Here is a 25,014-nt window from a genome sequence, read left to right as displayed (position 1 = left end):
TAGTAAAAACCGAAGTATCAGTGATTTTTTGCTGCAGGAAGAGACTGCAATTCTCTCCAGCGAGATAAACGCCGATTCCACCGTGTAAAGATCATATCGGTAATAATCGCCAATAAGGCAACCACAATAGCTCCCTGGATAACATAGGCGGTATTAAATCCGCTCAGTCCAATAATAATTGGCGATCCCAAGGTTTTCGTCCCTACAGTGGAAGCAATAGCAGCAGTACCAATATTAATAATGACTGACGTTCGGATCCCCGCGACAATAACCGGGGCAGCCAACGGTAATTCCACTCGCCACAAGATCTGTCTGGCGCTCATTCCTACCCCAGCAGCCACCTCACGGATATCCCGGGAAACAGACTCAACACCTGTAATAGCCCCTTGTAAAATAGGTAATAAACCATAAAGCACTAAAGCAATAATCGCGGGTTTTTCGCTAAATCCCATCACCGGCACGGCAATAGCAAGCACCGCTACAGGGGGAAATGTCTGCCCCATCGCGACAATAGTTTCTACCACCGAACGAAACTCTTTCCCTGCTGGACGTGTCACGGCAACACCGGCGCTCACCCCAATAAAAACAGCGATAATGCTGGAAATTAGCACCAGGAGAACATGGGCGACTACCAGTGACCAAAATGTATCTTGCACATATATCGGCCTGTCGAGATCTGGGAATAACGCCGAAAAAAAGCCCCCCAAGGAGGTCATACCAAAAACCAGACCAGCCAATAACAGCAATGCCCAACAAAGAGGGTCGGTTAACCCGCACAGTAGCCCTGATTTAAGCTTCTCCATTAGACACTTTTTATCCTCACTAATGTTGAAGTCAGTCGGTTTCATACTTCGCCCCTATCTACATCCGCAATCAAATCAGCAAAATAAAGTACCCCCAATGGTTGCCCCTGTTCATCGGCCACCAGCAATTTATCTGTCTGGCGTGACACAAACAGAGAAAGTGCTTCTCGCAAGCTCGTTGTACCCAGTATGGGCTGCCCTATCATAGTTTCACCGCGCCTGATACGTTGTTCGGCTCGCCCGAGTGACAACAACTTAATGCCTAAATCACTGCGGCCAAAAAAATCACGCACAAAGCCATTCGCGGGCTGAGTTAACATTTCCAGAGGTGTCCCTTGTTGGATAACTCGCCCACCATCCATCAATACTATACGGTCAGCCAAAGCCAAAGCTTCATCAATATCATGGGTAACCAGCACAATAGTCCGCCCCGATAATTGATGAATACGGGTAATTTCAAACTGCAATGCCGAACGAGTCACTGGGTCTAATGCCCCAAAGGGTTCGTCCATTAGCAATACTTCTGGATCTGCGGCCAAAGCTCGAGCAACACCTACCCTTTGTTGCTGTCCACCTGATAATTGATGAGGATAACGATGAAGAAATTGTTCTGGATCCAGATGCAATAACTCAAGCAATTCAATCACCCGCAGTCGAATACGCTCCTGAGGCCATTTGAGCAATTGTGGTACGGTGCCAATATTGCGTTCCACAGTCCAATGGGGGAATAGCCCTATTGATTGGATGGCATAACCCATGCGACGGCGTATATCTTCGGGCTTATAATTACGAATTTCCTCTCCGGCAAAATGAATTTCCCCTTCATCATGTTCAATAAGTCGGTTAATCATTTTTAGTGTGGTCGACTTACCGGAACCCGAGGTACCTATCAATACCGTAAATTCCCCTTTTGCGATCTGTAACGTTAGATTATCTACAGCCCGTTTACCGGCAAAGTATTTACTTACCTGATGGAAATGAATCATCGATGCGAAGTATCCATAAAAATAACGATGAATTTAAACAGCGAATCAACTACTACCGCCATCACTACCACGGGGATTACACCCAACAACACCAAATCCAATGCACTGCTCAGCAAACCTTGGAATACAATCGCACCCAAGCCACCCGCACCAATTAGTGCGGCGACAACAGCCAAACCGACTGTCTGCACGGCAATAATCCGAACGCCAGATACAATAAGTGGCATGGCAATGGGTATCTGCACCCGAAAGAATAACTGGCTGCGGGTCATTCCCATTCCTCGTGCCGATTCAACAACACTGTCTGGCACAGCGTCTAACCCGGCAACTACATTACGTACTAGCGGCAATAAAGCATAAAGTACCAGTGCAACAATCGCTGGCGCTAACCCGATACCACTCACTCCATGCTCTGCCAGCCAGGGAATAGCCGCAGCCAACCCAGCCAAAGGTGCAATCAGCAGACCAAATAAAGCAATGGATGGAATAGTTTGAATAATATTTAATATTGAAAAAACAGCAACTTGAAAGCGAGTGGAGCGGAAGCAGAACAGGCCAAGGGGAATACCCAAAAACATTGCTGGCACTAACGTTGCAAACAGGATTTGAAGGTGTTGCCATAATGCATCATTAAACACATCTTGCCGATTAACGTATTCTTTCAGCAATGACAGTTGATCGAGTTGCCCGGTAGCTAGCAATATTACGACGGGCAGAAGCAGCAAAACATTAGCCATACTGCGCCAGATAGGATTCACAACCGCACGAGACAAACTATCGATAGCAATCAAAATGCTCATCCCACTCATCAGCCAGAACCCACCGCCTAGAGATGTGCGAACCAGGCTTTCTTCGCCGCCAGCAAGTTGTGTAGCGGTTGTACCAGCCAGTAACAACAAACCGAATAACAGCAGTTCGGCTATCAAAACTGTGGCCCAATACAGCACAGTACTTTGTTTAAAGAAAGCGAAGCTAGCCAGCATCAATATCGGTACTAACAACCACCAAACTGACCCTGTTATCAACGATATTAATGAAATTCCCTGCCCTGATATCAACCGATTGGGTGCATGGCTGACAAAAGAAAGCCCGACTCCTGATAAAATCATCAAAATAACCAGCGCTAACAGGACTCGGTTTTTTACAGACATAAAAATCTATCTCCATGACAGATAATCCTAAACGAAACAATGAATTATCTGTTTATTGGGGAGTGCTATACATATTGATAGCTATAGCACCCTCCCTGATACACACGACTATCCTTTTACAAACCCTTTTTCTTTCAGGTAATTGGCCGCGACTTTCTTAGCATCCTGACCTTCAACCGCAATACGAGCATTCAGTTTTTGCAAGGTTGCACTATCAAGAGTGGCAAATACGGGATCAAGCAAAGCAGGGATATTAGGATGCGCTTTCAGTGTGGTTTCACGGATTATTGGGGTTGGCGCATAGATAGGTTGTACACCTTTAGTATCTTCCAACGTTTGCAGACCTAGTGCCGCTACCGGGCCATCGGTGCCATACGCCATGGCGGCATTCACTCCCGAGGTTTGCTCAGCGGCGGCTTTAATTGTTACCGCTGTATCACCACCAGCCAATGATAAGAGTTGGTCTTGATTCAATTTGAAGCCATATGCTTGTTGGAAAGCAGGCAGGGCATCAGGTCTTTCAATAAACTCAGCTGAGGCCGCCAATTTGAATTTGCCACCCGCATTAATCCATTTACCTAAATCATCCAGGGTTTTCAAATTATTTGCGCTGGCCAAATCCTGGCGAACAGCAATGGTCCAGGTATTGTTCGCTGGTGCCGGTGAAAGCCACACCAGTTTATTTTTCTCATAATCCAGTGCTTTTACTTTTTCATAACCTGCTTTCGCATCTTTCCAGGCAGGATCTTTTTCATCAGAGAAGAAAAAGGCACCATTACCCGTGTATTCAGGGTAAATATCAATCTCACCCGCAGTGATAGCCCCGCGCACCACTTTGGTGGTGCCCAACTGCGATTTATTGGTGGTTTTAATCCCGTTAGCATCAAGAACCTGCACAATAATATTGCCTAGCAATGAGCCTTCAGTATCAATTTTTGAGCCAACACGGACAGTATCAGCAGCCTGTGACGCACCACCTGAAACAGCCAACATTACTGTAGCTAACGCAAAAATCCGGCTACGGGTTAAGGTCTTTGCCATGCTTTACCTCTATGTGCTCAAGGGTTAATGAAAGTTCATTCATTAATGTCGGTGAAATGCCAATTTCAGCAAGGCATAAAACCAAAACCATTAACAAATCAGCAACCATATTAGATTTAGTCGAAAATAAACCAAATAACCAATTGATATTAAATATATTATTCAGGTCAGACTAGGCTAACTGGCCTGCCACTTCTATAGATAACAGTATGATAGCTAAGTATTTAAACGCGCGTTACTGACAAGGATGACTGTTAAGATTACACAAATTACTGTATATAACAACAGCAAAATACAGATAAGTGAAAACAATACCTCCGATTTTGTAGATGGCCTGATACCTTCATTTTCACTTTGATAAGTCACTTTAGACTGACTCGGTATGCCCATTTCCCCTGTCAATTACAGTGTGCAGCCTTTCCTCAGCCGGGGCTTTATTTTCACTATCGTAAAAAGGATGAATTTCTATCTCCAAAGCTGTAAAAACAAATGCTTCGAACCATTCAGTATAGCCATTCACCACAAATTGCTCGCTGCGATGCTGATATTGAACCCGACTTTCCAGATAAATCCGGCGCAATCCATACCAGGGTAAAGCCGGTAAATCGTGGTGAACCAAATGATAATTGAGGTTTAAAAAGAGTAGACGCCATGGCCATGCAGCCTCATTTAGAGTAGAACGTGCTGCGCTGTTTTCAGCCACACGATGCTCAAAAAAGGATCTTACCTTGGTCAAACTAAGGGCGGGATAGCTAATTACCAAAATATAAAAAATAGCCGAAATACCATAACCAGCCATCCAGTAAAACAATAAGCCAAGTAAACCAAAATGAGCCAACCACATTGCAATGGCCGGATGATCGCCGGTAATAAAAGCACGGATTGTACTGCGAATGGTGGCGATGATATCTAACGCGGGTCCCAAAATTAATCGGCCAGAAAAGGTATTGCTAATACGAACAATACCTTTGAATAATTGCGGAAAATGTTGCCATTGCTTTGCGGTGTAATAATAGCATTCTGGATCTTTTTCAGGATGAGTCAGATCCTCATCTTTATGGTGTTGAATATGGGAGTCACGATAAAGACCATAGGGGTACCATACTGCCAGTGGCAAAGTACCTAACAGCTGATTTACCCCTCGCCAGCGAGTTGGATGACCATGAATCAGCTCATGTTGTAGTGACATATACCACGCGGTAAATAATATTAGCAGTATGCTTACTAGCACTGTGCCTAATTGCTGCCAATAAATAACACAAGCAAACCAGCCAGTATAAATAACCCCTATCAATATCCAGGTAGGCAATTCCAGCCGCCATACCCAAGAGCGAGACAATAGTTTTATTCTAGCCCGTTGTTGCTCGCTAAGATAATAAGCAGCCCCGGCTCCACGGTGATTAAATTTGGTATCAGCAGCAGGCATATTGAGGACTCATACTTGGCATAATTCTCACCAGTATCAGCTTAATGATCCCTGCTGCTAACTAACTTAAAATACTATGTAAATATGAGAATGTGATAATCGCCTTTTGCTTTGATCTGACTAAACTCAAAAAGCGATGAGCTATGATGAACCACATCAATTTTCAACTACATTAACCCAGCACAGTTCCTCTGCTGAAGTAGCAATAGCATCGAGAACTCTGGAGACCTTCCAGCCTTCGTCGAAATCCGGCCACATACGATCACCGGCAGCAATTCCGTTAATCAAATCACGGATCTCGACCGTTTTTTGGTCGTTAAATCCAATACCATGCCCAGCACTTACACAAAATGCTGCATAGTCGGGGTGCAATGGCCCTGTAAGCAGTGTTTTAAACCCTTGTCTGGAGTGGGGTTCATCGTGGCGATAGAGCTGCAATTCAGCCATTCGTTCTTGGGAATAACTGATTGTGCCTTTGGTTCCTGTGACCACATAGGTCAAACCCATTTTGCGACCACAAGCAATACGTGAAGTCTCAATAGTCCCCATTGCTCCATTGGCAAAACGAACTAGCGCACTTGCCTGATCTTCATTTTCTACTTCACGTAACAATGAGGGATTTTTTGGATCAGGCCGCTGCTTAATCACCGTCTGCATATCACCACATACATTAGTGATATCACCCACCAGATAATGGGCCATATTGACAATGTGTGCGGCTAAATCACCTAATGCTCCTAGCCCCGCCTGCGCCTTAGTGCAGTGCCAATCCAACGGTGTTTGCGGGTCTGCCAGATAATCTTCATTATGAGTGCCATAAAAATGCACGATATCGCCAATCTCGCCATTGGCAATGATCTCGCGGGCTAACTGGCTAGTTGGGTTCTTCATATAGTTGAATCCCACCAACGTTTTCACCCCTTTAGCGCGTGCTGCCTCGGCCATTTCTTTGGCATCTGCGGCATTAAGTGCCAGCGGTTTTTCGGAATAAACATGCTTACCATGGTTTATAGCCGCAAGAGCCATTTCTTTGTGTAAGAAATTTGGCGCACAAATATCTACGACATCAATAGCTGGGTCAGAAACCAATTCTTGCCAATTTGCAGTTGATCGGGAAAAACCAAATTCTTCAGCTCGTTGTTGAGCCAACTCAGGTGTGACCTCTGCCAGCATTTCTAATACAGGCAAACCCTTTAAAGGAAAAACCGTCGCAACCTGCGCATAAGCAATAGCATGACAGCGACCAATATAACCGGTACCAATAAGGCCGATTCGAACCTTTTGCATTCTATTCCCCTCGCGTGTTTAGGATTTAGGCCCCATGAGGAGCCGCTACTTGTCAACGGTTATACGAAATTAAAATTTCACATTCAAGACTAAATAGGAATGAAAAACCTTTTTTGCGAAGCAACTCATTTAATCTTCCCAGTCCGATGAAATTTTGCATTAACAAGTAGTAAACCAAGCCTCTTAGCTCACAAAAAGAAATCATAAAAAACCAACAAATGAATTATTTATTCTTTTTATGAAACAAATGAAACTATAAATTTAAATTTTGCGGGGCAATATGCATTGCTGACAACTCTGGGTTTCAATGCGGTGATTTCGTTATATAGTGAACACCACGATAAAGCACTCAACTAAGCTGCTTCTTTATAATTTCGACAGGTAACTTGCTATGAACTCATCTTTTTTGGTTACACCACAATGGCTGGCAGAACATATTGATGATACCAACATCGTTATTCTGGATGCCAGAATGTCACCGCCAGGATTAATCCCCAAAAGAAATATTCAGGCCGAGTTTGAGCAAGGGCATATCCCCGGAGCTGTTTACTTTGATATTGATGCAATTGCAGATAGCAGCACCGATTTGCCTCATATGTTGCCATCTCCACAAGTATTCAGTGAGATGGTCGGCCAATTAGGGATTAGTGAGCAACATACCTTAGTCATTTATGATGATGGCAACCTATTTTCAGCACCACGGGTTTGGTGGACACTCCGTATCTTCGGCGCCAAAAACGTATATATACTGGCCGGTGGTTTTAGTGGATGGCAACAGGCAGGTTTGGCATTAGAAAGCGGCCCAACATTCCCAACACCTCAAACCTTCAACGCAACATTCAATGATGCTGCTGTCAAAAATGTTCATGAGGTTTTAGCCGCACTGGGAAACAATGAAATACAGATTTTAGATGCTCGTCCAGCAGCCAGATTTAAAGCTCTGGAACCAGAACCTCGTCCTGGATTACGTCTTGGTCGCATCCCCGGCAGTATTAATGTGCCTTGGGGGAGTATGGTTGAAAATGGTAACCTGAAATCACCACAAGCACTGGAAGCTATTTTTGCCACCCAAGGGGTGGATTTAACCAAACCCATTATTACCAGTTGTGGCTCAGGTGTTACAGCTGCAGTGGTTGCTCTGGGATTAGCTGCTGTCAATGCACCGTCTATAGCACTGTATGACGGTTCTTGGGCTGAATGGGGTGCTTCTGATTCGCTCCCAATCGATAGCACTAAGCTGTCATAAAATAACTCAAATTGCGACCAGGCTACGGACACCCTCAAGCTCCATATCGGTACCGTGACCTCGCTGGACAATTTTGCCGCGGGACATCACCAGATAGCTATCCGCCAGCTCTGCGGCAAAATCATAAAATTGCTCAACCAGCAAAATAGCCATATCCCCTTGGGCTGCCAGTGTCTTGATAACTAAACCGATTTCCTTAATAACCGAGGGCTGAATGCCTTCTGTGGGTTCATCAAGAATGAGCAAACGAGGTTGACAAGCCAGCGCCCGCCCAATAGCCAGTTGTTGTCGCTGCCCGCCCGATAAATCACCGCCGCGGCGATGTTTCATTTCCTGCAAAACAGGGAAGAGTTGATAAATATGTTCTGGTACGACCTGACTTTGTGAACCGGAAAAGCGGGAAAGACCTAACAGAATGTTCTCTTCTACTGTTAATCGGGGGAAAATTTCCCGCCCTTGTGGCACATAGGCAATCCCCCCTTTAACTCGCTGATGGGGTGATTGATGGCTAATATCTTTCCCCTCCCAACTAATGGTACCGTTCTTGACTGGTACTAGCCCCATCAGGCATTTCAGTAATGTTGTTTTACCCACACCATTACGGCCCAATAAGCAAGTTACCTCACCTATGGCTGCCTCGAATGACAAGCCGCGCAAGATATGGCTTCCACCATAATATTGATCAAGTTCATTCACTTGCAGCATATTTTGCCCTTAAATACCCAGATAACGCGATATGAAAAGAAAGCGGCGCAACCGCTGTGAATCAAGGCGCGATCCCCCGAAGTTTAGTCAACCCAAATGAGGGGAGGCAACGCAGAGTCAGAGCGGTTCAGCGCCCTAAATACACCTCTATCACCTGCTCATTTGTCTGCACCTCAGCCAGTGTTCCCTCAGCTAACACTTGCCCCTGATGTAATACGGTGACATGGTCGGCAATGGTCTCCACAAACCCCATATCGTGCTCCACCACCATCAATGAATGCTTCCCAGCCAATTGGTTAAACAGCTCGGCGGTATAAGCCGTTTCTGCATCCGTCATCCCAGCGGCTGGCTCATCCAACAACAGCAAATGTGGGTCTTGTACTAATAACATCCCGATTTCAAGAAACTGTTTCTGCCCATGAGATAACAAACCTGCAGGCCGCTGGCGCATATTATTTAGGCGCAGCATAGTTAACGTTTCATCAATTTGATCCCGCTGTTCACTGTTTAACTTAGCGCGCAAACTGGCCCAAACAGTTTTGGCACTTTTTTGGGCCAGTTCAAGATTTTCGAACACGCTCAACGCTTCAAATACTGTCGGTTTTTGGAATTTTCGCCCAATACCTGCCTGAGCAATTTCAATTGTATTCATAACAGAGAGGTCATGGTGTTGGTCGTACATCATCTTGCCACTCTGTGGGCGAGTTTTACCGGTAATGACATCCATCAGTGTTGTTTTGCCTGCGCCGTTTGGGCCGATAATACAACGCAGTTCACCGACGCCTATTTGCAGCGAAAGGTTCCTCAACACCTGAAAACCATCAAAACTGACGTTGATATTTTCCAGAGTCAGTACCGGATCTCGCTGTTGACGATACTTATCCGCTGCATGCTGTATCGCACCTGGCTCCTGAGCAATAATTTCAGGGTAAATCAGTTGTTCTGTAATTTGAAATCGACTCATTTGTCTTTTCCCCGTCTCAGCAAGCCAATAACCCCTTTAGGTAAGAACAAAGTCACTAAAATAAAGATCAAACCGAGGAAGAATTGCCAGTATTCGGGCATTGCCATGGTGAACCAGCTTTTTGCACCATTAACAATGCCAGCCCCCAGTACCGGTCCAATCAAAGTGCCGCGCCCACCTAACGCAACCCAAATTGCAGCTTCAATGGAGTTAGTGGGTGACATTTCACTGGGATTGATAATACCAACCTGCGGCACATATAGCGCACCCGCCAAAGCACACAACACGGCTGATAATGTCCAGATAAACAGCTTGAAACCTTTAGGATCATAGCCACAGAATGTCAGGCGGTTTTCAGCATCGCGCACCGCAGTCAGTATCCGGCCAAATTTGGTGCGCGCCACGGCAAACCCGAGAGCCAAACTGGCAATAAGCAGTGCGAGTGTTGCCAGAAATAAGGCAATACGTGTGGAGGTTGCTGATACTGAAAAACCCAACATAGTTGTAAAACCGGTGAAACCGTTATTGCCACCAAAACCGGTTTCATTGCGGAAAAATAGCAGCATGCCGGCGTAGGTTAATGCCTGAGTCATAATGGAAAAGTAGACACCTTTTATTTTGGAGCGAAAGGCAAAGTAACCAAAAATAAAAGCCAATAAACCGGGCACCACTACAATCAAGCACAACGCCCAAATAAAATATTGGCTACCACGCCAAAACCACGGCAATTCAGACCATGAGAGAAAAGACATGAAAGCGGGCAAACCATCACCAGCAGCTTGCCGCATCAGGTACATTCCCATGGCATATCCCCCTAGGGCAAAGAATAAGCCATGACCGAGAGATAATAATCCGGCATAGCCCCACACCAGATCTAATGCAATGGCAACCACTGCATAACACAGAATCTTACCAACAACGGTTAAGGTATATGTCGAGATAGCCAGTGGGTTATCCGCAGGCAATAATGCCAAAAAAGGAAGAATAATCAGTAAAATAGTGACTATACCTGCTAATGACAAACTAAGGGTTGGGGCTTTCTTCGCCAAGGTTATCGCCAAAGGTTGATTCATTAGTCACTCACCCTGCCCTTGAGGGCAAACAGACCTTGCGGTCGTTTTTGAATAAACAAAATGATCAGCACTAAAATCAATATCTTGCCCAGCACTGCACCAATCTGCGGTTCCAGAATTTTATTTAGCATGCCCAGCCCCAAAGCCGCCATAACACTACCCGCTAATTGCCCGACCCCGCCAAGCACCACCACCAGGAAAGAGTCGATAATATAACCCTGCCCTAATTCCGGGCCGACATTTCCAAGCTGCGATAGCGCAACGCCCCCTAAGCCGGCAATACCAGACCCTAACCCAAAAGCCAACATATCGACTTTCCCAGTTGCTACCCCGCAACACGCGGCCATTGCACGGTTTTGTGTCACTGCTCGCACCTGCAATCCAAGGCGAGTTTTATTCAGCAATAACCAAGTGAGTAGCAAAACAATCACAACGAAAGCAATAACGGCAATCCGATTCCACGGTAGAACCAGATTAGGTAAAAGTTGCACGCCACCCGATAACCAGGCAGGGTTAGCCACTTCCAAATTTTGCGCGCCAAAAATCATCCGTACCCCCTGAATAAGCATCAAGCTGATCCCCCAAGTTGCTAGTAGGGTTTCTAGTGGGCGGCCGTACAGATGTCGAATCACGGTTCGCTCTAAAGCCATACCAATTCCAGCGGTAATAAAGAAAGCAACCGGTAAAGCGACCAATGGATAGAGTGCCAGCCAATGTGGAGCAAGTTGTTGAAACAGGGATTGCACTAAATAGGCGGAGTAGGCTCCCAGCATCAACATCTCGCCATGAGCCATATTGATAACGCCCAGTAACCCATAAGTGATGGCTAATCCCAGCGCGGCCAACAGTAAGATAGATCCCAGCGACAGCCCGCTAAATACCTGCCCGATCACATCTCCCACCATCAATCGGTTTTGCACCTGCTTTAAACTACTGGCCGCCGCCGCACGTACCTGTGCATCAGGCTCAACCTTGGCATCAGTTAAGTTTTGCAGCCGTGATTGAGTCTGCGGTGAGCCCGATTGCCCTAACAGTTGTACGGCGTTTAACCGTATTTGCGGGTTGCTGTCGGTCAGTTGTAAATTTGCCAGCGCAATGTTCAGCGCTTCTTTGACTTTGCTGTCAGTTTCTAATTTCAAACGCTGATTAAGTAGCGGCAGTTGATCACTTTGCGCCTGCTGCTGTAATTCCTGTGCCGCATTTAAACGCACAGATACATCGTCACTGACCAGCCGTTGAGCCGCCAAAGCATTAGCAATTAAAATACGTAACCGGTTGTTGAGCCATATTTTCTTCGGTACGTCAGTGGGTTGTAACAGCCCCTCCAAAGGGGTGAAAACCTGATGATTCTGGACAAAAACCTGCCCAGCACTGTCTATCACTAACGTTTCTTGTTTAAGCGCTTGTAATAATGCTAAACGACTCGCATCCGGTTCTGTCGCCCATTGCTGCAACATCGTGATCTGTTGCGAACGATTAGCCACAGCAAAATCATGAGCTGGCCCTGCCATCGCAAATGTCGACATGCCTAATAGCAGGCACAGCATAGCCCTAAGCAAATCATTGGCCGTTCTACTCCAAACAGGAATTAACGATTTCATAAGCCCACTCATCACGGATATGTGCCAAAAAAGAGCCGGAGGCAGCAACATTTGACTGACTCCGGAGAGTCGGCGCTACTGGGTAGTTTTCACTGGATGGTCCGGTTTTTTGTCATTTCCGGCGATAAATGGGCTCCACGGCTGAGCGCGAATCGGGGCATCCGTCTGCCACACCACATTGAACTGCCCATCAGCTTCGATTTCGCCAATCATCACGGGTTTATGTAAATGGTGATTTGTCTTATCCATGGTTAAGGTAAAGCCGGAGGGTGCCGGATAGGTTTGCCCAGCCATTGCGGCGCGCACTTTATCCACATCAGTTGATTTGGCTTTCTCCACCGCCTGCGCCCACATATGCATGCCAACCCAGGTTGCTTCCATCGGGTCATTGGTCACAGCGGTATCAGCATTCGGCAACTTGTGAGCTTTGGCATAAGCTTTCCATTGCTCAACAAACTTTTTATTAGTTGGATTATCGACTGATTGGAAGTAATTCCACGCCGCGAGATTGCCCACTAATGGTTTAGTATCAATACCGCGAAGTTCTTCTTCACCCACAGAAAAAGCAATGACTGGCACATCAGTGGCTTTAATGCCCTGATTGGCTAATTCTTTGTAGAAAGGAACATTCGAATCACCATTGATGGTGGAGATAACTGCAGTTTTGCCATCGGCTGAGAACTTTTTAATATTACTCACGATCGTTTGGTAATCGCTATAGCCGAACGGGGTATAAACCTCCTCGATATCTTTATCCTGAATACCTTTACTGTGCAGGAACGCCCGTAAAATTTTATTGGTTGTTCGCGGATAAACATAATCAGTACCTAACAGAATAAAGCGCTTCGCCGCACCACCATCTTCACTCAATAAATATTCCACTGCGGGGATAGCTTGCTGATTTGGTGCCGCGCCGGTGTAGAAAACATTCGGTGACATCTCCTCACCTTCATACTGTACCGGGTAAAACAATAAACCATTAAGCTCTTCAAATACCGGCAAAACTGATTTACGAGAGACCGAAGTCCAGGCACCGAAAACAACAGCGACTTTATCTTGTGTTAATAATTGCCGTGCTTTTTCGGCAAATAACGGCCAGTTAGATGCTGGGTCAACAATAACCGGCTCAAGTTGTTTACCTAATACTCCACCGTGCGCATTGATATCATCAATACTCATTAACGCCATATCTTTCAGGGGAGTCTCAGAAATAGCCATCGTGCCAGACAACGAGTGCAAAATACCCACTTTAATAGTATCAGCGGCCAGTGTGCCAAAAGCCACCCCCAGACTGACAACCGAAGCTGAAAGCGCAAAAACCTTAATTAAGTTACGATGTTGCATAGCGTTAACCTCTGGTCGTTGAGTAAAAACACACAAGATTGAATGACTCTGCGCAATCGCCGTGCCAGTTTTATATCTTGATGATTTAATTTAACATTATAAATATTTCGACCAAATAGCCTGATATACAGCCTAATTATCTGCACCATTATTGCGCAACAAACGAGCACATATAGTGCAACACTGAAAGGGGAGATATATAAAGAAAAGACTAACTGAGATGGGCTAATTTAAAAATAGAGTGAGGTTATCTCGCTAATTAACGAAAAACAGGAATAGCAAATTGCTACTCCTGCTCTTTTACTGGCAATCAACATCCGATTTTATATCGACATGATTATTTCTATTTTTTAGGACCACGTATACGTAATGTCAAACCCTTAAGGAAATAGCGCAATACCTGATCACCACATGGACGGAAATTTTTGCTGCCTTCTTTACGGAACAAAGCATTTAACTCAGGTTTGGATACTGGAAACTCGACGGCGTTGAACACATCATGCATATCGGTGTCTTTCAATTCAAACGCCACACGCAGTTTTTTTAGCACGATATTGTTAGTGATAACTGGCTCTACCGCAGGTGCCGGGAACTTGTCATCTTTACCGCGCCTAAAGAAAATCAGGCCATTGAGGAAATGTGCCATCACCAGATCAGGGCAATCCTGATAACCGGCTTCATCTTCTTTTTTAAGAAAATTAACGACATCCGCATTGTCCACTTCAAAGTCAGCCAGCTTAATGATTTCAGTTATCTTGGTATCGTTTACGTTAAGCATATAGCGAACACTACGGAGCACATCGTTGTTGATCATATTACTGCCCTATTCCTATTATGTAGATTAGACGTGTGCGAATATCGCAAGAAAAACAAAAATCTTCTTTAACGTCTAGCGGGCAGTATTGTATAGATCCACACCAATTTTCTCAATGTAAATCTGATTGATGATAAAAATACAGCAGAAATAAAAAATCATGAAGTATAATTATTAATTAGCTATTTTTAGTAAAAAAATAAATTAAGGCAAGGCATAAACAAACACTTACCTTAATTATTAGAATAGATATTAAATTTTAGATTTAATATTTTTGATTGGCTGATAAAGTGCGATTTCCTCACCAACAATATATTTCTTTCGTAAAGTAGCGGAGACTTTATCCATAATCATGACAATAACCACCATGATTAATGTAATAAACATCACGACATCCCAATTCCATAAGCGCATATTCTCGGCATAAACTAAGCCGATCCCTCCTGCCCCAACAAAACCTAACACTGCGGCCGACCGGGTATTGGATTCAATCTGATAGAGGCTTAGCGCTAAAAAAGTGGGGAAAGACTGAGTGAAAATACCAAAACGCTGTTTTTGCAAAGCATTGGCTCCCATGGCGGTCAAACCACGATTAGGTGATTTATCTACCGCTTCATGTCCTTCTGCATAAAGTTTACCGAGCAACCCCATATCTTGCATAATAATCGCCAACACCCCAGCAAGTGGCCCCATACCCACTGCGCGCACAAAAATCAGCCCCCAAATCGCCATATCAATGCCACGAAAGATATCCAGGAAACGTCGCACGACAAATGAAATAAGGCGTAAACTCGGTGTCGACATCACATTTCGCGCCGCCAGGAATGACAGGGGTAAAGCAATCAGAGTGGCAGTGAGTGTTCCGGCAAATACAATGGCTAAGGTAATAAAAATCTGGCCAAAGTAATATCTAAATGGCCAATTGACGAAGTCATGCCAAACAAACATGCGCAAAAAATATCGGCTTATTTGCTGGCTACCATTTACAAATGCCAGCCAGGGAATGCCAAAGGTTTTAAAGAAAAAAAGGTAATATAAAAAAATAGCTACCCCAATGATAGTAACCCATCTGATATAGCGTGTTTGCTGTAAGAAAATCTGCGGATACTGTTGCTTCAGTGTAAAGAGCTGCTCTGCGGTTAGATTATTATTTAGCATTATGAACCCCCTTCCACAACTCGCTTGCGTAATTTGCCGGATGTGTAATCCAACAGCGAAACCACGATAATAATCAGCAGTAGTGTCATACTCACCTGATCATAGCGATCCAATTTTATTGAGGTCATTAACTCCTGACCGATTCCCCCCGCTCCCACCAAACCCAAAATAGTCGATTGGCGAAAATTAATTTCCAGCCGCATAAAACTATAAGAAAGAAATATGGGTTTTACTTGTGGCCAAAATGCAAAGCGCATCCGTTGCAATTTACCCGCCCCACAAGCAGCGAGGCCGCGAACAGGTTTATCAGATGCGGTTTCCAATGATTCGTAAAACAACTTGGTTAAGCTGCCAATAGTGTGTAAGGCCAGCGCCAAAAAACCGGGAATCGCCCCAATTCCAAAAGCCATGACAAACATCACTGCCCATGCTAATTCTGGCATCGTGCGTAAAAAGGCGACAAAGGTCCGGATAGATAATCTCAACCAGGATGGATTTTGAGTATTATTCGCCGCCAAAAAAGCCAGAGTAATAGCAACCATTACCGACAAGATTGTCGACGCCACAGCCAATTGCAGCGTTTCCCAGATTAGCGGTAACTGAATTGGCAGACGATATCCCCAATAAGCCAGCGAGCCTTCCGTATGACCATCCGCCAATAGTTTATGCAAATGGAGTTCGGGGATAGTTTCAACCAGATAATCAAAAAAAGACGGAATAGAAATAAAAACAGTATGTAAATTAAACTCAGCAATACTTCCCGCACCAAGATAGATAATGACCAGCGTCAATGACCAAATCAACGTTTCACGTTTCTGTTTAGCGCGAACCCGCTGATAGTAATGGTTGAAGTCCGTATTCAAAATTAGCTACCACCTAAAAAATAGCTCCAGCAAGCCAGAGCTAAACTATTTTTATTCGCAGAGCCGACTTAGCGGTCGCCTTTGGTTAATTCGCGCTTCATATCAATGATTGTTTGATATTCACTTAGTGATGTCTCACCAATATGCTGTTTGCCGCCCATTGCTTTGATAAAGCAGGCGTGATCTTCTTTATCCAGTTTTTTAACCGCAGCTACGAGTTGTGCTTTAAATTCAGGTGGCAATGCACCACGGACTAAAATCGGGCCATTAGGAATAAGTGGGGATTCCCAGATAATACGGATCTGTTTCATTAAATCTGGATGATCCATCCTAATCATACGGGTAAATGCGCCACTGGTATAACCGGTATTGTAATCGCCGATCATTGATGCCCATGTAACCGCACCGTCAAATTGACCGTTAATAACCCCCAGAATATCCTGCTCATGGCCGCCAGAGAATGTCACGCTAGAGAAGAAATTGTTATATTTGTTATCGGCTGTCCCGCCTAATTTCTGTTTAAAGACTTGATTAGGGATCAAGAAACCTGAAGTTGAGTCTGGATCAGCGAAACCAAATGCTTTGCCCTTTAAATCTTCAATTTTCTGATAAGGGCTATCGGCTTTGACGACCACAACTGAGTGATAACCGCGCGACTTGTCAGTATCATCAATAGCAATACCCACGATATCGACGGCTTTAGGATCTTTAATATAAACAGAGGCAAAAGAGGAGGGAGACATACTTAATACCAGGTCAATCTTCCCACCAAGTAAACCTTGAATCACCCCTGAGTAGTCAGAAGCGTTATGTAAATTAGTTTTAACGTTTAATTCTTTATCCAAGAATTCTTTGACACACATATTATCACCAATTTGCTGTGTCGCATTCTGTCCGCCCAAAATACCCAGATTAATTTCTTTTGGTGCATCCGCTGCCGTGGCATTAAATACCATCATGCTTGCCAATAATGAGGTAAGACAAAGTACTTTTTTCATTAAAATAACCTATTCTGATAAAGGGATAAGTGGGAATTAATGCAAAAGCTCCGTTGATTCATCGCTATATATATCCTGAATAATAGTGTCATTCAGCATAGAGGGATGTCCGTCAAAAATGATTCGTCCATGAGCAATACCAATGACTCTTGTACAATACTCTTTTACTAAATCGACAGAGTGTAAGTTAACGACGACTGCAATATCGTCTTCACTTATTTTCTGCAATGTATTCATAATACGCGTGGTGTTTTTGGGGTCCAAAGAAGCAACGGGCTCATCAGCCAATAATATTTTGGGGTTTTGCATCATGGCACGACAAATAGCCACTCGCTGCATTTGCCCACCCGAGAGGTTTTCTGCACGTTGCAAGGCATGTGGCAGCATATTAAGCCATTGCAACAATTCGATTGCCCTGGCGCGATCCTGGTCTGCAAAAATTTTAAAAAATGATTTTAGTGTGGAGGTATAACTGAGGCGGCCTAATAAAACATTTGTCATAACATCGAGGCGCGGAACCAAACAGAAATCTTGAAAAATCATGCCACATTTGGCTCGCCACTTTCTCATCTGCTTGGTTGTCAGAGCAGCGATATTCTGGGTCTCACCATTGTCATGGTAATTAATAATTTCACCAGCACTACTGGGAATAGTACCATTTAAAACATGCAATAATGTCGATTTACCGGCACCAGAACGGCCAATTATTGCGACAAACTCACCCGCGTGAAGCTCAAAATTAATATCATCCAGAACTCGATGCTGTGACTTATACACCTTAACTAAACCTTTAACAGCAAGTACCTTTTTACGTGATTCTGGCACCGCAGCTGGATAATCAGCCACAGTGAATTTACGTAACGCCTGGCCCATGTCATGTCTCTCAGATTGCCTGTAATCATGAACCATTAACGAATATTTTTATTGCATATTGATGATAGTTTTATGAGAGAAAGGTGACAAAAATTTAGCCACCTTCCTATATTTTGATAAGTCTATATTTCTTGATTAATGCTGATTTCGCAGCTAATAATTATTTAAAATTACTGTGAAAGCATTTAAATAGCCTCTAACTTCTCAACTTTCGGTAGACAAATAGCACAACCAGCGAGCCGATAACAGCCACCACAAAGCTGCCAAAGTTAAAGCCATCAACCTTGCCCATCCCAAAGAAAGTACTGATATAGCCACCAACCAGCGCACCCACTACGCCGAGGATTATAGTCATAATAAAACCACCACCATCCTCTCCTGGCATAATCCATTTAGCCAAAATACCGGCGATAAGACCAAAAATAATCCAAGATAGTATGCCCATAAGCACCTCCATAAAATTAAAAATCACTGATAGCAGATTTACCTATTTCACTCATTACAAATTTAACATTACAGCCTCAAACTGCTATCGTCATTGTTAAGTTAAGACCCGAATAACAAAATCTGCAAATCAAATCTGCCATATTCAGACGAAATTAAATAACAGATTCACGCGGTGAAAAAATATGATTAACTCCCTGTTGTTGCAGCTTTTTCAGCAAATCATACCCACCATTCGGTGCACTATGGGCTAATTCTCTTTCACTGGCAAAGACAGGGCTAGCCCAATATATATTAACCGGGTCATCTTGCTGAAGAGGCAATATTAGGCTATCAGCATTGTCATAAAACTTTGCTGATAAAATATAGCCTTCATACCCTTGAGGGGCAACTTCTGACTCCAAGGTATGCCCCTCCCCCAGCCAGGTTATTTTGCCCCAAGGTACATGAGCAAAACCGGCCAGTGCGCTAGCCATATGAATAGCATTATCCTCATTAACAAATTGGCTATCAATTGCTATAGCCATTTCGAAACGCCGGTATTTAGTCGCATCGTCATTGAATAATATTTCAACCCATGGCTGAGGACGAATACTAACCCCCAACGTCAGAAAATAATATATTCCCTCTTTTTCGTGTTGTGAGATAGCCATAGGCGGCCACTTACCTTGATCGATGGCATAATATTTTATCGCAGGGCCGAAATGTTGTTCATAGCACTGAATATATTCGGCCTGTAATGCAGGCCAAGGATTCCCTTCTTCCTGCTGCCAGGTTCGCCAAAATTGACGTGTATTTTGAGCACGAGCATATTGAGTATTAGTGGAAGCTGAACCCAGAGGTAATGTTAGTGGGTTATCTTTAATACAACTGGCTGAGTAACAAACTGAGTGATCAATATATAAACTCCAACCGGGAATAATCGCCAGTAATTGCCCCTGATACCATAATGCTGCGCCATCATCACTTTCTGACCAGATAATTGAAATAAACTGTGCATCAAGTTCAGCTTCACCGGCCACATTACGGCAAAACTCGGCAGCTAATCGCGGTGCTAAACCTTGTTCAAGGGCGACATTATCAACCGATATTGGCGCTGCAACCAAATTCCTCACCCAACAAGCGCGAACAGGAAAACGCTCTTCAAACGCCTCTTGCGGATAAATATAGAAATACACTACCCGCTGGTCTTGTTGCACCACGGCTACTAATGTCTGGTTTTCATTACTGACTTCGGCCAGTACCTCAGATTCTTTCATATCGCCTCAACTGTATCGGCAAAGGATTTCAGGCTAAACACGCTATATTGCCTGCCGTAAAATAAGTCTATTAGCGAGATACACATAACCTTATGCTAATAACTCTATACTGAAAAATGTAAAAAAGTGACTATAAAAACTCAGTGATAGTGTAAAACGACTTATCTCATTAAATCATCAGCAAAAGTCTCAAAAAGTCTCCGTATCTACATGAATATCTAGACACATTTTTTTATAATTGATTCAATATCTTCCTATAGAGACTGGCTCTAATGATGGTGTATGACCTAAAGATTAATAGCCAATAGTAGATAGTCTACTGCCTGCTTTCACGCTAAAATAGAACCATTATTTTTTCGTAGAATAGAAGGCTGATATGGCATATATACCGAAGAACTACGCGCGGTTGGAAAGTGGGTATAGAGAAAAAGCGTTGAAGATTTTTCCGTGGGTTTGCGGTAAATGTTCACGAGAATTCGTTTATTCCAATCTGCGCGAACTGACCGTTCACCATATCGACCATGATCACAGTAATAACCCCGAAGATGGCAGCAATTGGGAGATGTTATGCCTTTTTTGCCATGACCATGAACACTCCAAATATACCGAAGCAGATCTCTATGGTTCGACAGTAATTGCTGGTGATGATGCACAGAATGATCAGGGAGTTGCCACCCATAATCCATTCGCTAACTTGAAGTCTTTGATGAAAAAATAGGGCTATCTGGCCGTGACACCTGGAACGGCCAATATGACATCATGGGGGTTCTTCGTGTACTCGCTAGAAACCCAATAGCTGTCGGTATGACCGACTTTCTTGTTGTTCTGCCAATAACCCTAATCTATCGGCTAAATCTCGGCATTCAGCCTTGAGATTATCAAGCACCGAGGCATCATCAGTCATAATAGCTATTTCAGCAAAATCACCCAATCCCGCCAGGTTATCAACCGTGACATGAAATTTTCCAACAAAATAGATGCTACGTCGTTTCTCCAATGTAAACGCAGGCTGATAACCTAATGTTGACAACATACTCTGCACTTTATCGATATCTTCAATATTAGTCGCTTCGCAACGTTCGGTGCCTGGCCCTTTAACTATCCACAAACGAATACCTGATGGATTCATTTCTCGTAAAACCATACTTATCTGCTTAGCCGCTAAATCACCGCCATTCGCCTCCAAATAGCTATCTTTTTCATCATTATCGACGGCAAATGCAATTGCTTTATGCCTAACTAACTGTTTATGCAATTGAGCAATATCCGATACCTGGAACTTCAACTCAACCTCATATTTACCAACAAAATGCTCACTCATAAAATGCCTTATTAATCCGTGTCATAATCAAATTAGATCCTATACTTCATAGTCTGAGGGTTAAAAATTATTATTGTGATAATCATCAAATTAACGCCCACATTAGCCATGCTAAGCCACGAGCTGCACAAATAACAATATAATCGCTATATGACGTGGAAAGTCTCACAAAATTAATACAATGATAGGGATATGCTTGTATGAAACAATCTAATGATAAAAAAACTCAAACCTTATTAACTCAGTTACAGCATATTGTTGGCGCGCGCTATTTATTGACTGGCGAACGACAGACTGAACGTTATCGTACCGGTTTTCGATCAGGATCAGGTTCTGCCCTCGCTGTCGTATTTCCTTCTACATTGTGGCAACAATGGCAGTTATTGCAGGCCTGCGTAGCAGCCGACACTATCGTTATCATGCAAGCAGCGAATACTGGACTGACCGAGGGTTCAACTCCTAGTGGTGATAATTACGACCGCCCTATTGTCATATTGAATACATTACGCCTCAATCAAATTCAGTTACTCAATGATGGTAAGCAGGTTATTGGCTTTCCCGGTAGTACTTTGAATCAACTGGAAAAACGCTTAAAACCTTATGACCGTGAACCTCATTCAGTCATTGGTTCTTCCTGCATTGGTGCTTCTGTTATTGGTGGTATTTGTAATAACTCGGGCGGATCTTTAGTTCAAAGAGGCCCTGCCTACACCGAAATGGCACTATTTGCGCAGATCGATGCACAAGGTGAGTTGCAATTAATTAATCATCTAGGAATTAATTTAGGCAATACACCAGAGGAGATTTTACAACGTTTAGAACGGGGTAAATATCGGGCCAGCGATATTGATCAAGGGACACAGCAAGCATCTGATCATGAATATGCTACGCGAGTGAGAGATATTGATGCCCCCACCCCATCCCGTTTTAATGCTGACCCGAGACGCCTATTTGAAGCGTCTGGATGCGCGGGTAAATTGGCTGTGTTTGCTGTTCGCCTGGATACATTCCCCAGTGAAAAACAGCAGCAAGTTTTTTATATCGGCACCAACCAAACTCAAGTATTAACAGAACTGCGACGTGCTATTTTACGCGACTTCAAACATTTGCCTATTGCTGGTGAATACATGCATCGTGATATTTTTGATATTGCAGAGGTGTATGGCAAAGATACATTTGTCATGATCAACAGTATGGGCACCAATAATATGCCGCGTTTTTTCACCTTAAAAGGCAAAATTGACGCGCGCCTGAGTAAAGTTCCGTTTCTGGTTGATCACTTAACTGACCGGATCATGCAAGGTTTTAGCCAGGTACTGCCCAACCATTTGCCAAAGCGGCTTAAGAGTTATCGTAACAGATATGAGCATCACTTGATGTTGAAAATGTCAGGTCAAGGAATTACTGAAGCCCAGCAATTTTTAAAGAAATTTTTTGCTACTGCGGAAGGCAATTTTATTACCTGTACTGTCGATGAGGGTAAAAAAGCTTTTTTACATCGTTTTGCTGCGGCTGGGGCAGCCGTTCGCTATCACGCAGTTCATGCCGATAAAGTTGAAGACATTCTAGCACTGGATATCGCTCTACCACGTAATGAAGAGCAGTGGTTTGAAACTCTACCACCTGAAATAGACCAATGTCTGGTTGCCAAACTCTATTATGGCCACTTTTTGTGCCATGTTTTTCATCAAGATTATATTGTGAAGAAAGGAGTCGATACGCACGCCTTAAAACAAAAAATGTTGTCTCTTCTGAATGATAAAGGGGCGGAATATCCAGCTGAACATAATGTCGGGCACCTCTATATCGCCAAACCAGCTTTAAAGGCTTTTTATCAGCAGATAGACCCGACCAACAGCTTTAACCCTGGAATTGGCAAAACGTCGAAACTTAAATATTGGCAGACAAAATAACGCTACCGATAATGAGTATGGTTTGAATCAGAAAAATTAAGCATTATCCGAATTGCAGCAACATAGCGTATGGATTCTGCCAGATAAACTATAGTCATAGTCTACTACCAACTAAGGTTGGTATGACTAGTAGACGTTATTTTTCATCTTGATGGCTGGGAGAACAAATGAAAATAATACTGTGGATTATTGCGATCATTTTTATTGTAGGCTTACTGACCATTACTGGCGTATTTAAACTAATTTTCTAATTTTTATCAGTAATATGAGCGCCATTTATTAAATATTATAGGCAGAATTTGCCAGTCACTCGCAAACTCTGCCTTTCAATTATCAATTGCTGTATTTATTCGGATACCTGAGCTAATCGGCCTTGAGCATCTTTTTGCTGGCGATAGCTTTTTGCAGCACCGGGGATGGGTGAGGCCTTGCCCGTTTCCATCCAACTGCGCAGGCGGTTTGCATCTGCAAAATGGGTATATTTACCAAAAGCATCCAAAACAACCAGTGCAACAGGGCGGTTACCAATAACGGTACGCATTGCCAAACAGTGCCCTGCTTGATTAGTAAAGCCGGTTTTAGTTAGCTGGATATTCCATTTATCGTTATAAACTAAATGGTTAGTGTTTCGGAACGGCAACGTGTAATTTGGCTCTCGGAATGTTGCCATTTTCTCGGTCGTAGTGCTTAGCTGGCCTATGAGTGGATATTGCTTGGTCGCTATCAATAATTTAGTAAGGTCACGCGCTGTCGAGACATTATTAATCGAGAGACCAGTGGGTTCGACATAGCGCGTTTTGGTCATTCCTAGTGATTTAGCTTTTGCATTCATCGCCTTAATAAAGGCGTTATAACCGCCGGGATAATGATGAGCCAGACTTGCTGCGGCACGATTTTCCGACGACATCAGCGCCAGCAACAACATATCTTTGCGGCTAATTTCACTGTTCACTCTAACCCGTGAAAATACGCCTTTCATTTCTTTGGTTTGATGGATATCGACTGAAATAATCTCATCAAGCGGTAATTTAGCATCTAATACCACCATTGCTGTCATCAATTTGGTGATGGATGCGATCGGCACGACCTCATCTGCATTGTTAGCATAAATCACTTTATTCGTTTGTAAATCAACCACCATAGCGCTCCCCGAGGCCAGCTCAAGAGGGGCTTTACCTTTAACTTCACTGGCTCCACCACTCGCTATCGCGGTAGGAACAACACTGATACTGGTAGATAAAAGCAAGAAACTTAATAGTGCAAAACGGATTTTCACATGCATGTTCATCAGCTTAAATAGGTTATCTGGAGCCATTGTGGTTGATCTGGCGCATTATAAATTACAGCAATGCACCGCGCACCACACATTCTTAAAATGATTGTTACAAAGATTAAAACTGCCTAATTGCTGTTCAGCGGTAAACATTTACGTAAGTAAATACAGCCAACTTCAATATTAGTCTATAATGCCAACAGAAATATTAAGATAAACCTAATTAACAGGTGTTTATATGGGAACGACAATTTTTGGTATTCTTTTCGGTGTGTTTTTAATCGCGGCTGGTTTAGCTGACATTCATGATGAAAATCTGGCATCTCTGACATTTTGGGTGGATGCATTGCTGATTTTTGTTGGTGCAGTATTCCTATTGGGCATTGCGAAGTTTATCGGTCGAAAGAAAAAGTGAACGGATAAAGGCGGGATGTAATTATTATTTCATAACTAATCATTTGCATAAAATGG

At 43.6% G+C, this 25,014-nt stretch carries 25 protein-coding genes; 5 read left to right on the top strand and 20 right to left on the bottom strand.

Annotation, left to right across the window (positions count from 1 at the left end; genetic code table 11):
- Positions 1 to 17: 17 nt before the first annotated feature.
- From FGL26_RS01215 to FGL26_RS01190, 6 genes are all read right to left on the bottom strand, one after another.
- A complete protein-coding gene (locus FGL26_RS01215) occupies positions 18 to 716 on the bottom strand; it encodes an ABC transporter permease (protein WP_174531808.1) in 699 nt (232 codons plus the stop codon).
- Between the two features lie 128 nt (positions 717 to 844).
- Positions 845 to 1,789, bottom strand: a complete 945-nt coding sequence (locus tag FGL26_RS01210; RefSeq protein ID WP_032912667.1) for an ABC transporter ATP-binding protein — start codon at positions 1,787 to 1,789, stop codon at positions 845 to 847.
- The gene (locus FGL26_RS01205) at positions 1,786 to 2,940 is read right to left on the bottom strand and encodes an ABC transporter permease (RefSeq protein ID WP_005168156.1); all 1,155 of its coding nucleotides are present in this window, start codon (positions 2,938 to 2,940) and stop codon (positions 1,786 to 1,788) included. The genes FGL26_RS01210 and FGL26_RS01205 overlap by 4 nt, the downstream gene beginning before the upstream one ends.
- A 108-nt stretch (positions 2,941 to 3,048) precedes the next feature.
- Entirely contained in the window at positions 3,049 to 3,981 is a 933-nt protein-coding gene (gene osmF, locus FGL26_RS01200; RefSeq protein ID WP_005168154.1) for a glycine betaine ABC transporter substrate-binding protein OsmF, read from the bottom strand.
- A gap of 367 nt (positions 3,982 to 4,348) precedes the next feature.
- Positions 4,349 to 5,407: a fatty acid desaturase gene (locus tag FGL26_RS01195; protein WP_032912666.1), complete on the bottom strand. Its 1,059-nt coding sequence runs from the start codon at positions 5,405 to 5,407 to the stop codon at positions 4,349 to 4,351.
- 156 nt (positions 5,408 to 5,563) lie between these two features.
- A complete protein-coding gene (locus FGL26_RS01190) occupies positions 5,564 to 6,694 on the bottom strand; it encodes a Gfo/Idh/MocA family protein (RefSeq protein WP_005168149.1) in 1,131 nt (376 codons plus the stop codon).
- A 391-nt stretch (positions 6,695 to 7,085) separates the two neighbouring features.
- Between FGL26_RS01190 and sseA the strand changes: the two genes are divergently transcribed.
- On the top strand, positions 7,086 to 7,940 hold the full coding sequence (gene sseA, locus FGL26_RS01185) for a 3-mercaptopyruvate sulfurtransferase (RefSeq protein WP_005168147.1): 855 nt from the start codon (positions 7,086 to 7,088) through the stop codon (positions 7,938 to 7,940).
- A 6-nt stretch (positions 7,941 to 7,946) separates the two neighbouring features.
- Here sseA and urtE read toward each other — a convergent pair whose 3' ends face one another.
- From urtE to FGL26_RS01125, 12 genes are all read right to left on the bottom strand, one after another.
- A complete protein-coding gene (gene urtE, locus FGL26_RS01180; protein ID WP_005168144.1) occupies positions 7,947 to 8,645 on the bottom strand; it encodes an urea ABC transporter ATP-binding subunit UrtE in 699 nt (232 codons plus the stop codon).
- Between the two features lie 127 nt (positions 8,646 to 8,772).
- Positions 8,773 to 9,609: an urea ABC transporter ATP-binding protein UrtD gene (gene urtD, locus FGL26_RS01175; protein ID WP_005168142.1), complete on the bottom strand. Its 837-nt coding sequence runs from the start codon at positions 9,607 to 9,609 to the stop codon at positions 8,773 to 8,775.
- Positions 9,606 to 10,682, bottom strand: a complete 1,077-nt coding sequence (urtC, locus tag FGL26_RS01170; protein WP_005168138.1) for an urea ABC transporter permease subunit UrtC — start codon at positions 10,680 to 10,682, stop codon at positions 9,606 to 9,608. The genes urtD and urtC overlap by 4 nt, the downstream gene beginning before the upstream one ends.
- Positions 10,682 to 12,283, bottom strand: coding sequence for an urea ABC transporter permease subunit UrtB (gene urtB, locus FGL26_RS01165; protein ID WP_032912942.1), 1,602 nt, complete (start codon positions 12,281 to 12,283; stop codon positions 10,682 to 10,684). Before urtB ends, urtC begins: the two co-directional genes overlap by 1 nt.
- A gap of 75 nt (positions 12,284 to 12,358) precedes the next feature.
- The gene (urtA, locus tag FGL26_RS01160; protein WP_005168134.1) at positions 12,359 to 13,627 is read right to left on the bottom strand and encodes an urea ABC transporter substrate-binding protein; all 1,269 of its coding nucleotides are present in this window, start codon (positions 13,625 to 13,627) and stop codon (positions 12,359 to 12,361) included.
- A gap of 343 nt (positions 13,628 to 13,970) precedes the next feature.
- Positions 13,971 to 14,441 carry a YehS family protein gene (locus FGL26_RS01155; protein ID WP_005168133.1) on the bottom strand — a complete coding sequence of 157 codons (471 nt, stop codon included), beginning with the start codon at positions 14,439 to 14,441 and terminating at the stop codon, positions 13,971 to 13,973.
- A 252-nt stretch (positions 14,442 to 14,693) separates the two neighbouring features.
- Positions 14,694 to 15,599, bottom strand: a complete 906-nt coding sequence (phnE, locus tag FGL26_RS01150) for a phosphonate ABC transporter, permease protein PhnE (protein ID WP_005168132.1) — start codon at positions 15,597 to 15,599, stop codon at positions 14,694 to 14,696.
- On the bottom strand, positions 15,599 to 16,462 hold the full coding sequence (gene phnE / locus FGL26_RS01145) for a phosphonate ABC transporter, permease protein PhnE (protein WP_005168131.1): 864 nt from the start codon (positions 16,460 to 16,462) through the stop codon (positions 15,599 to 15,601). The genes phnE (FGL26_RS01150) and phnE (FGL26_RS01145) overlap by 1 nt, the downstream gene beginning before the upstream one ends.
- A gap of 68 nt (positions 16,463 to 16,530) precedes the next feature.
- Complete coding sequence (phnD, locus tag FGL26_RS01140; protein WP_005158874.1) at positions 16,531 to 17,460, bottom strand: phosphonate ABC transporter substrate-binding protein; 930 nt, start codon at positions 17,458 to 17,460, stop codon at positions 16,531 to 16,533.
- Between the two features lie 36 nt (positions 17,461 to 17,496).
- A complete protein-coding gene (gene phnC, locus FGL26_RS01135) occupies positions 17,497 to 18,333 on the bottom strand; it encodes a phosphonate ABC transporter ATP-binding protein (RefSeq protein WP_005168130.1) in 837 nt (278 codons plus the stop codon).
- Between the two features lie 196 nt (positions 18,334 to 18,529).
- The gene (locus tag FGL26_RS01130; protein ID WP_005158887.1) at positions 18,530 to 18,778 is read right to left on the bottom strand and encodes a GlsB/YeaQ/YmgE family stress response membrane protein; all 249 of its coding nucleotides are present in this window, start codon (positions 18,776 to 18,778) and stop codon (positions 18,530 to 18,532) included.
- Positions 18,779 to 18,932: 154 nt separating this feature from the next.
- Positions 18,933 to 20,036: a suppressor of fused domain protein gene (locus tag FGL26_RS01125; protein WP_005168128.1), complete on the bottom strand. Its 1,104-nt coding sequence runs from the start codon at positions 20,034 to 20,036 to the stop codon at positions 18,933 to 18,935.
- Positions 20,037 to 20,412: 376 nt separating this feature from the next.
- Here FGL26_RS01125 and yajD point away from each other — a divergent pair, with 376 nt between their 5' ends.
- Entirely contained in the window at positions 20,413 to 20,754 is a 342-nt protein-coding gene (gene yajD, locus FGL26_RS01120; RefSeq protein ID WP_005158894.1) for an HNH nuclease YajD, read from the top strand.
- A gap of 63 nt (positions 20,755 to 20,817) precedes the next feature.
- Here yajD and FGL26_RS01115 read toward each other — a convergent pair whose 3' ends face one another.
- Positions 20,818 to 21,357, bottom strand: a complete 540-nt coding sequence (locus tag FGL26_RS01115) for a class IV adenylate cyclase (RefSeq protein ID WP_005168125.1) — start codon at positions 21,355 to 21,357, stop codon at positions 20,818 to 20,820.
- 200 nt (positions 21,358 to 21,557) lie between these two features.
- Between FGL26_RS01115 and dld the strand changes: the two genes are divergently transcribed.
- Together dld and FGL26_RS21990 are read left to right on the top strand one after the other, a co-directional pair.
- Positions 21,558 to 23,270, top strand: a complete 1,713-nt coding sequence (gene dld / locus FGL26_RS01110; RefSeq protein WP_005168123.1) for a D-lactate dehydrogenase — start codon at positions 21,558 to 21,560, stop codon at positions 23,268 to 23,270.
- 167 nt (positions 23,271 to 23,437) lie between these two features.
- Positions 23,438 to 23,521, top strand: coding sequence for a small membrane protein YohP (locus tag FGL26_RS21990; protein WP_017346848.1), 84 nt, complete (start codon positions 23,438 to 23,440; stop codon positions 23,519 to 23,521).
- 95 nt (positions 23,522 to 23,616) lie between these two features.
- Here FGL26_RS21990 and pbpG read toward each other — a convergent pair whose 3' ends face one another.
- Positions 23,617 to 24,552 (bottom strand): D-alanyl-D-alanine endopeptidase, encoded by a 936-nt coding sequence (gene pbpG / locus FGL26_RS01105; protein ID WP_005168121.1) that lies wholly within the window; start codon positions 24,550 to 24,552, stop codon positions 23,617 to 23,619.
- Positions 24,553 to 24,781: 229 nt separating this feature from the next.
- Between pbpG and FGL26_RS01100 the strand changes: the two genes are divergently transcribed.
- Entirely contained in the window at positions 24,782 to 24,958 is a 177-nt protein-coding gene (locus FGL26_RS01100; RefSeq protein ID WP_004391528.1) for a hypothetical protein, read from the top strand.
- The last annotated feature ends 56 nt before the right edge of the window (positions 24,959 to 25,014 follow it).

This window comes from Yersinia enterocolitica subsp. enterocolitica (genome assembly GCF_901472495.1).
GTDB classification, from domain to species: domain Bacteria; phylum Pseudomonadota; class Gammaproteobacteria; order Enterobacterales; family Enterobacteriaceae; genus Yersinia; species Yersinia enterocolitica.
This window is presented reverse-complemented; position numbering and strand designations above follow the sequence as displayed.

Excerpts from the sequence above, each read along its gene's own strand:
- FGL26_RS01210 (WP_032912667.1), bottom strand. The coding sequence starts at position 1,789 with ATGATTCATTTCCATCAGGTAAGTAAATACTTTGCCGGTAAACGGGCT.
- FGL26_RS01195 (WP_032912666.1), bottom strand. The coding sequence starts at position 5,407 with ATGCCTGCTGCTGATACCAAATTTAATCACCGTGGAGCCGGGGCTGCT.
- urtD (WP_005168142.1), bottom strand. The coding sequence starts at position 9,609 with ATGAGTCGATTTCAAATTACAGAACAACTGATTTACCCTGAAATTATT.
- FGL26_RS01215 (WP_174531808.1), bottom strand. The coding sequence starts at position 716 with ATGACCTCCTTGGGGGGCTTTTTTTCGGCGTTATTCCCAGATCTCGAC.
- urtB (WP_032912942.1), bottom strand. The coding sequence starts at position 12,283 with ATGAAATCGTTAATTCCTGTTTGGAGTAGAACGGCCAATGATTTGCTT.
- pbpG (WP_005168121.1), bottom strand. The coding sequence starts at position 24,552 with ATGCATGTGAAAATCCGTTTTGCACTATTAAGTTTCTTGCTTTTATCT.
- FGL26_RS21990 (WP_017346848.1), top strand. The coding sequence starts at position 23,438 with ATGAAAATAATACTGTGGATTATTGCGATCATTTTTATTGTAGGCTTA.
- phnE (WP_005168132.1), bottom strand. The coding sequence starts at position 15,599 with ATGCTAAATAATAATCTAACCGCAGAGCAGCTCTTTACACTGAAGCAA.
- FGL26_RS01130 (WP_005158887.1), bottom strand. The coding sequence starts at position 18,778 with ATGGGCATACTATCTTGGATTATTTTTGGTCTTATCGCCGGTATTTTG.
- dld (WP_005168123.1), top strand. The coding sequence starts at position 21,558 with ATGAAACAATCTAATGATAAAAAAACTCAAACCTTATTAACTCAGTTA.
- FGL26_RS01190 (WP_005168149.1), bottom strand. The coding sequence starts at position 6,694 with ATGCAAAAGGTTCGAATCGGCCTTATTGGTACCGGTTATATTGGTCGC.
- FGL26_RS01205 (WP_005168156.1), bottom strand. The coding sequence starts at position 2,940 with ATGTCTGTAAAAAACCGAGTCCTGTTAGCGCTGGTTATTTTGATGATT.
- urtC (WP_005168138.1), bottom strand. The coding sequence starts at position 10,682 with ATGAATCAACCTTTGGCGATAACCTTGGCGAAGAAAGCCCCAACCCTT.
- urtE (WP_005168144.1), bottom strand. The coding sequence starts at position 8,645 with ATGCTGCAAGTGAATGAACTTGATCAATATTATGGTGGAAGCCATATC.
- FGL26_RS01115 (WP_005168125.1), bottom strand. The coding sequence starts at position 21,357 with ATGAGTGAGCATTTTGTTGGTAAATATGAGGTTGAGTTGAAGTTCCAG.
- osmF (WP_005168154.1), bottom strand. The coding sequence starts at position 3,981 with ATGGCAAAGACCTTAACCCGTAGCCGGATTTTTGCGTTAGCTACAGTA.
- FGL26_RS01125 (WP_005168128.1), bottom strand. The coding sequence starts at position 20,036 with ATGAAAGAATCTGAGGTACTGGCCGAAGTCAGTAATGAAAACCAGACA.
- phnD (WP_005158874.1), bottom strand. The coding sequence starts at position 17,460 with ATGAAAAAAGTACTTTGTCTTACCTCATTATTGGCAAGCATGATGGTA.
- sseA (WP_005168147.1), top strand. The coding sequence starts at position 7,086 with ATGAACTCATCTTTTTTGGTTACACCACAATGGCTGGCAGAACATATT.
- FGL26_RS01100 (WP_004391528.1), top strand. The coding sequence starts at position 24,782 with ATGGGAACGACAATTTTTGGTATTCTTTTCGGTGTGTTTTTAATCGCG.
- yajD (WP_005158894.1), top strand. The coding sequence starts at position 20,413 with ATGGCATATATACCGAAGAACTACGCGCGGTTGGAAAGTGGGTATAGA.
- urtA (WP_005168134.1), bottom strand. The coding sequence starts at position 13,627 with ATGCAACATCGTAACTTAATTAAGGTTTTTGCGCTTTCAGCTTCGGTT.
- phnC (WP_005168130.1), bottom strand. The coding sequence starts at position 18,333 with ATGGGCCAGGCGTTACGTAAATTCACTGTGGCTGATTATCCAGCTGCG.
- FGL26_RS01155 (WP_005168133.1), bottom strand. The coding sequence starts at position 14,441 with ATGATCAACAACGATGTGCTCCGTAGTGTTCGCTATATGCTTAACGTA.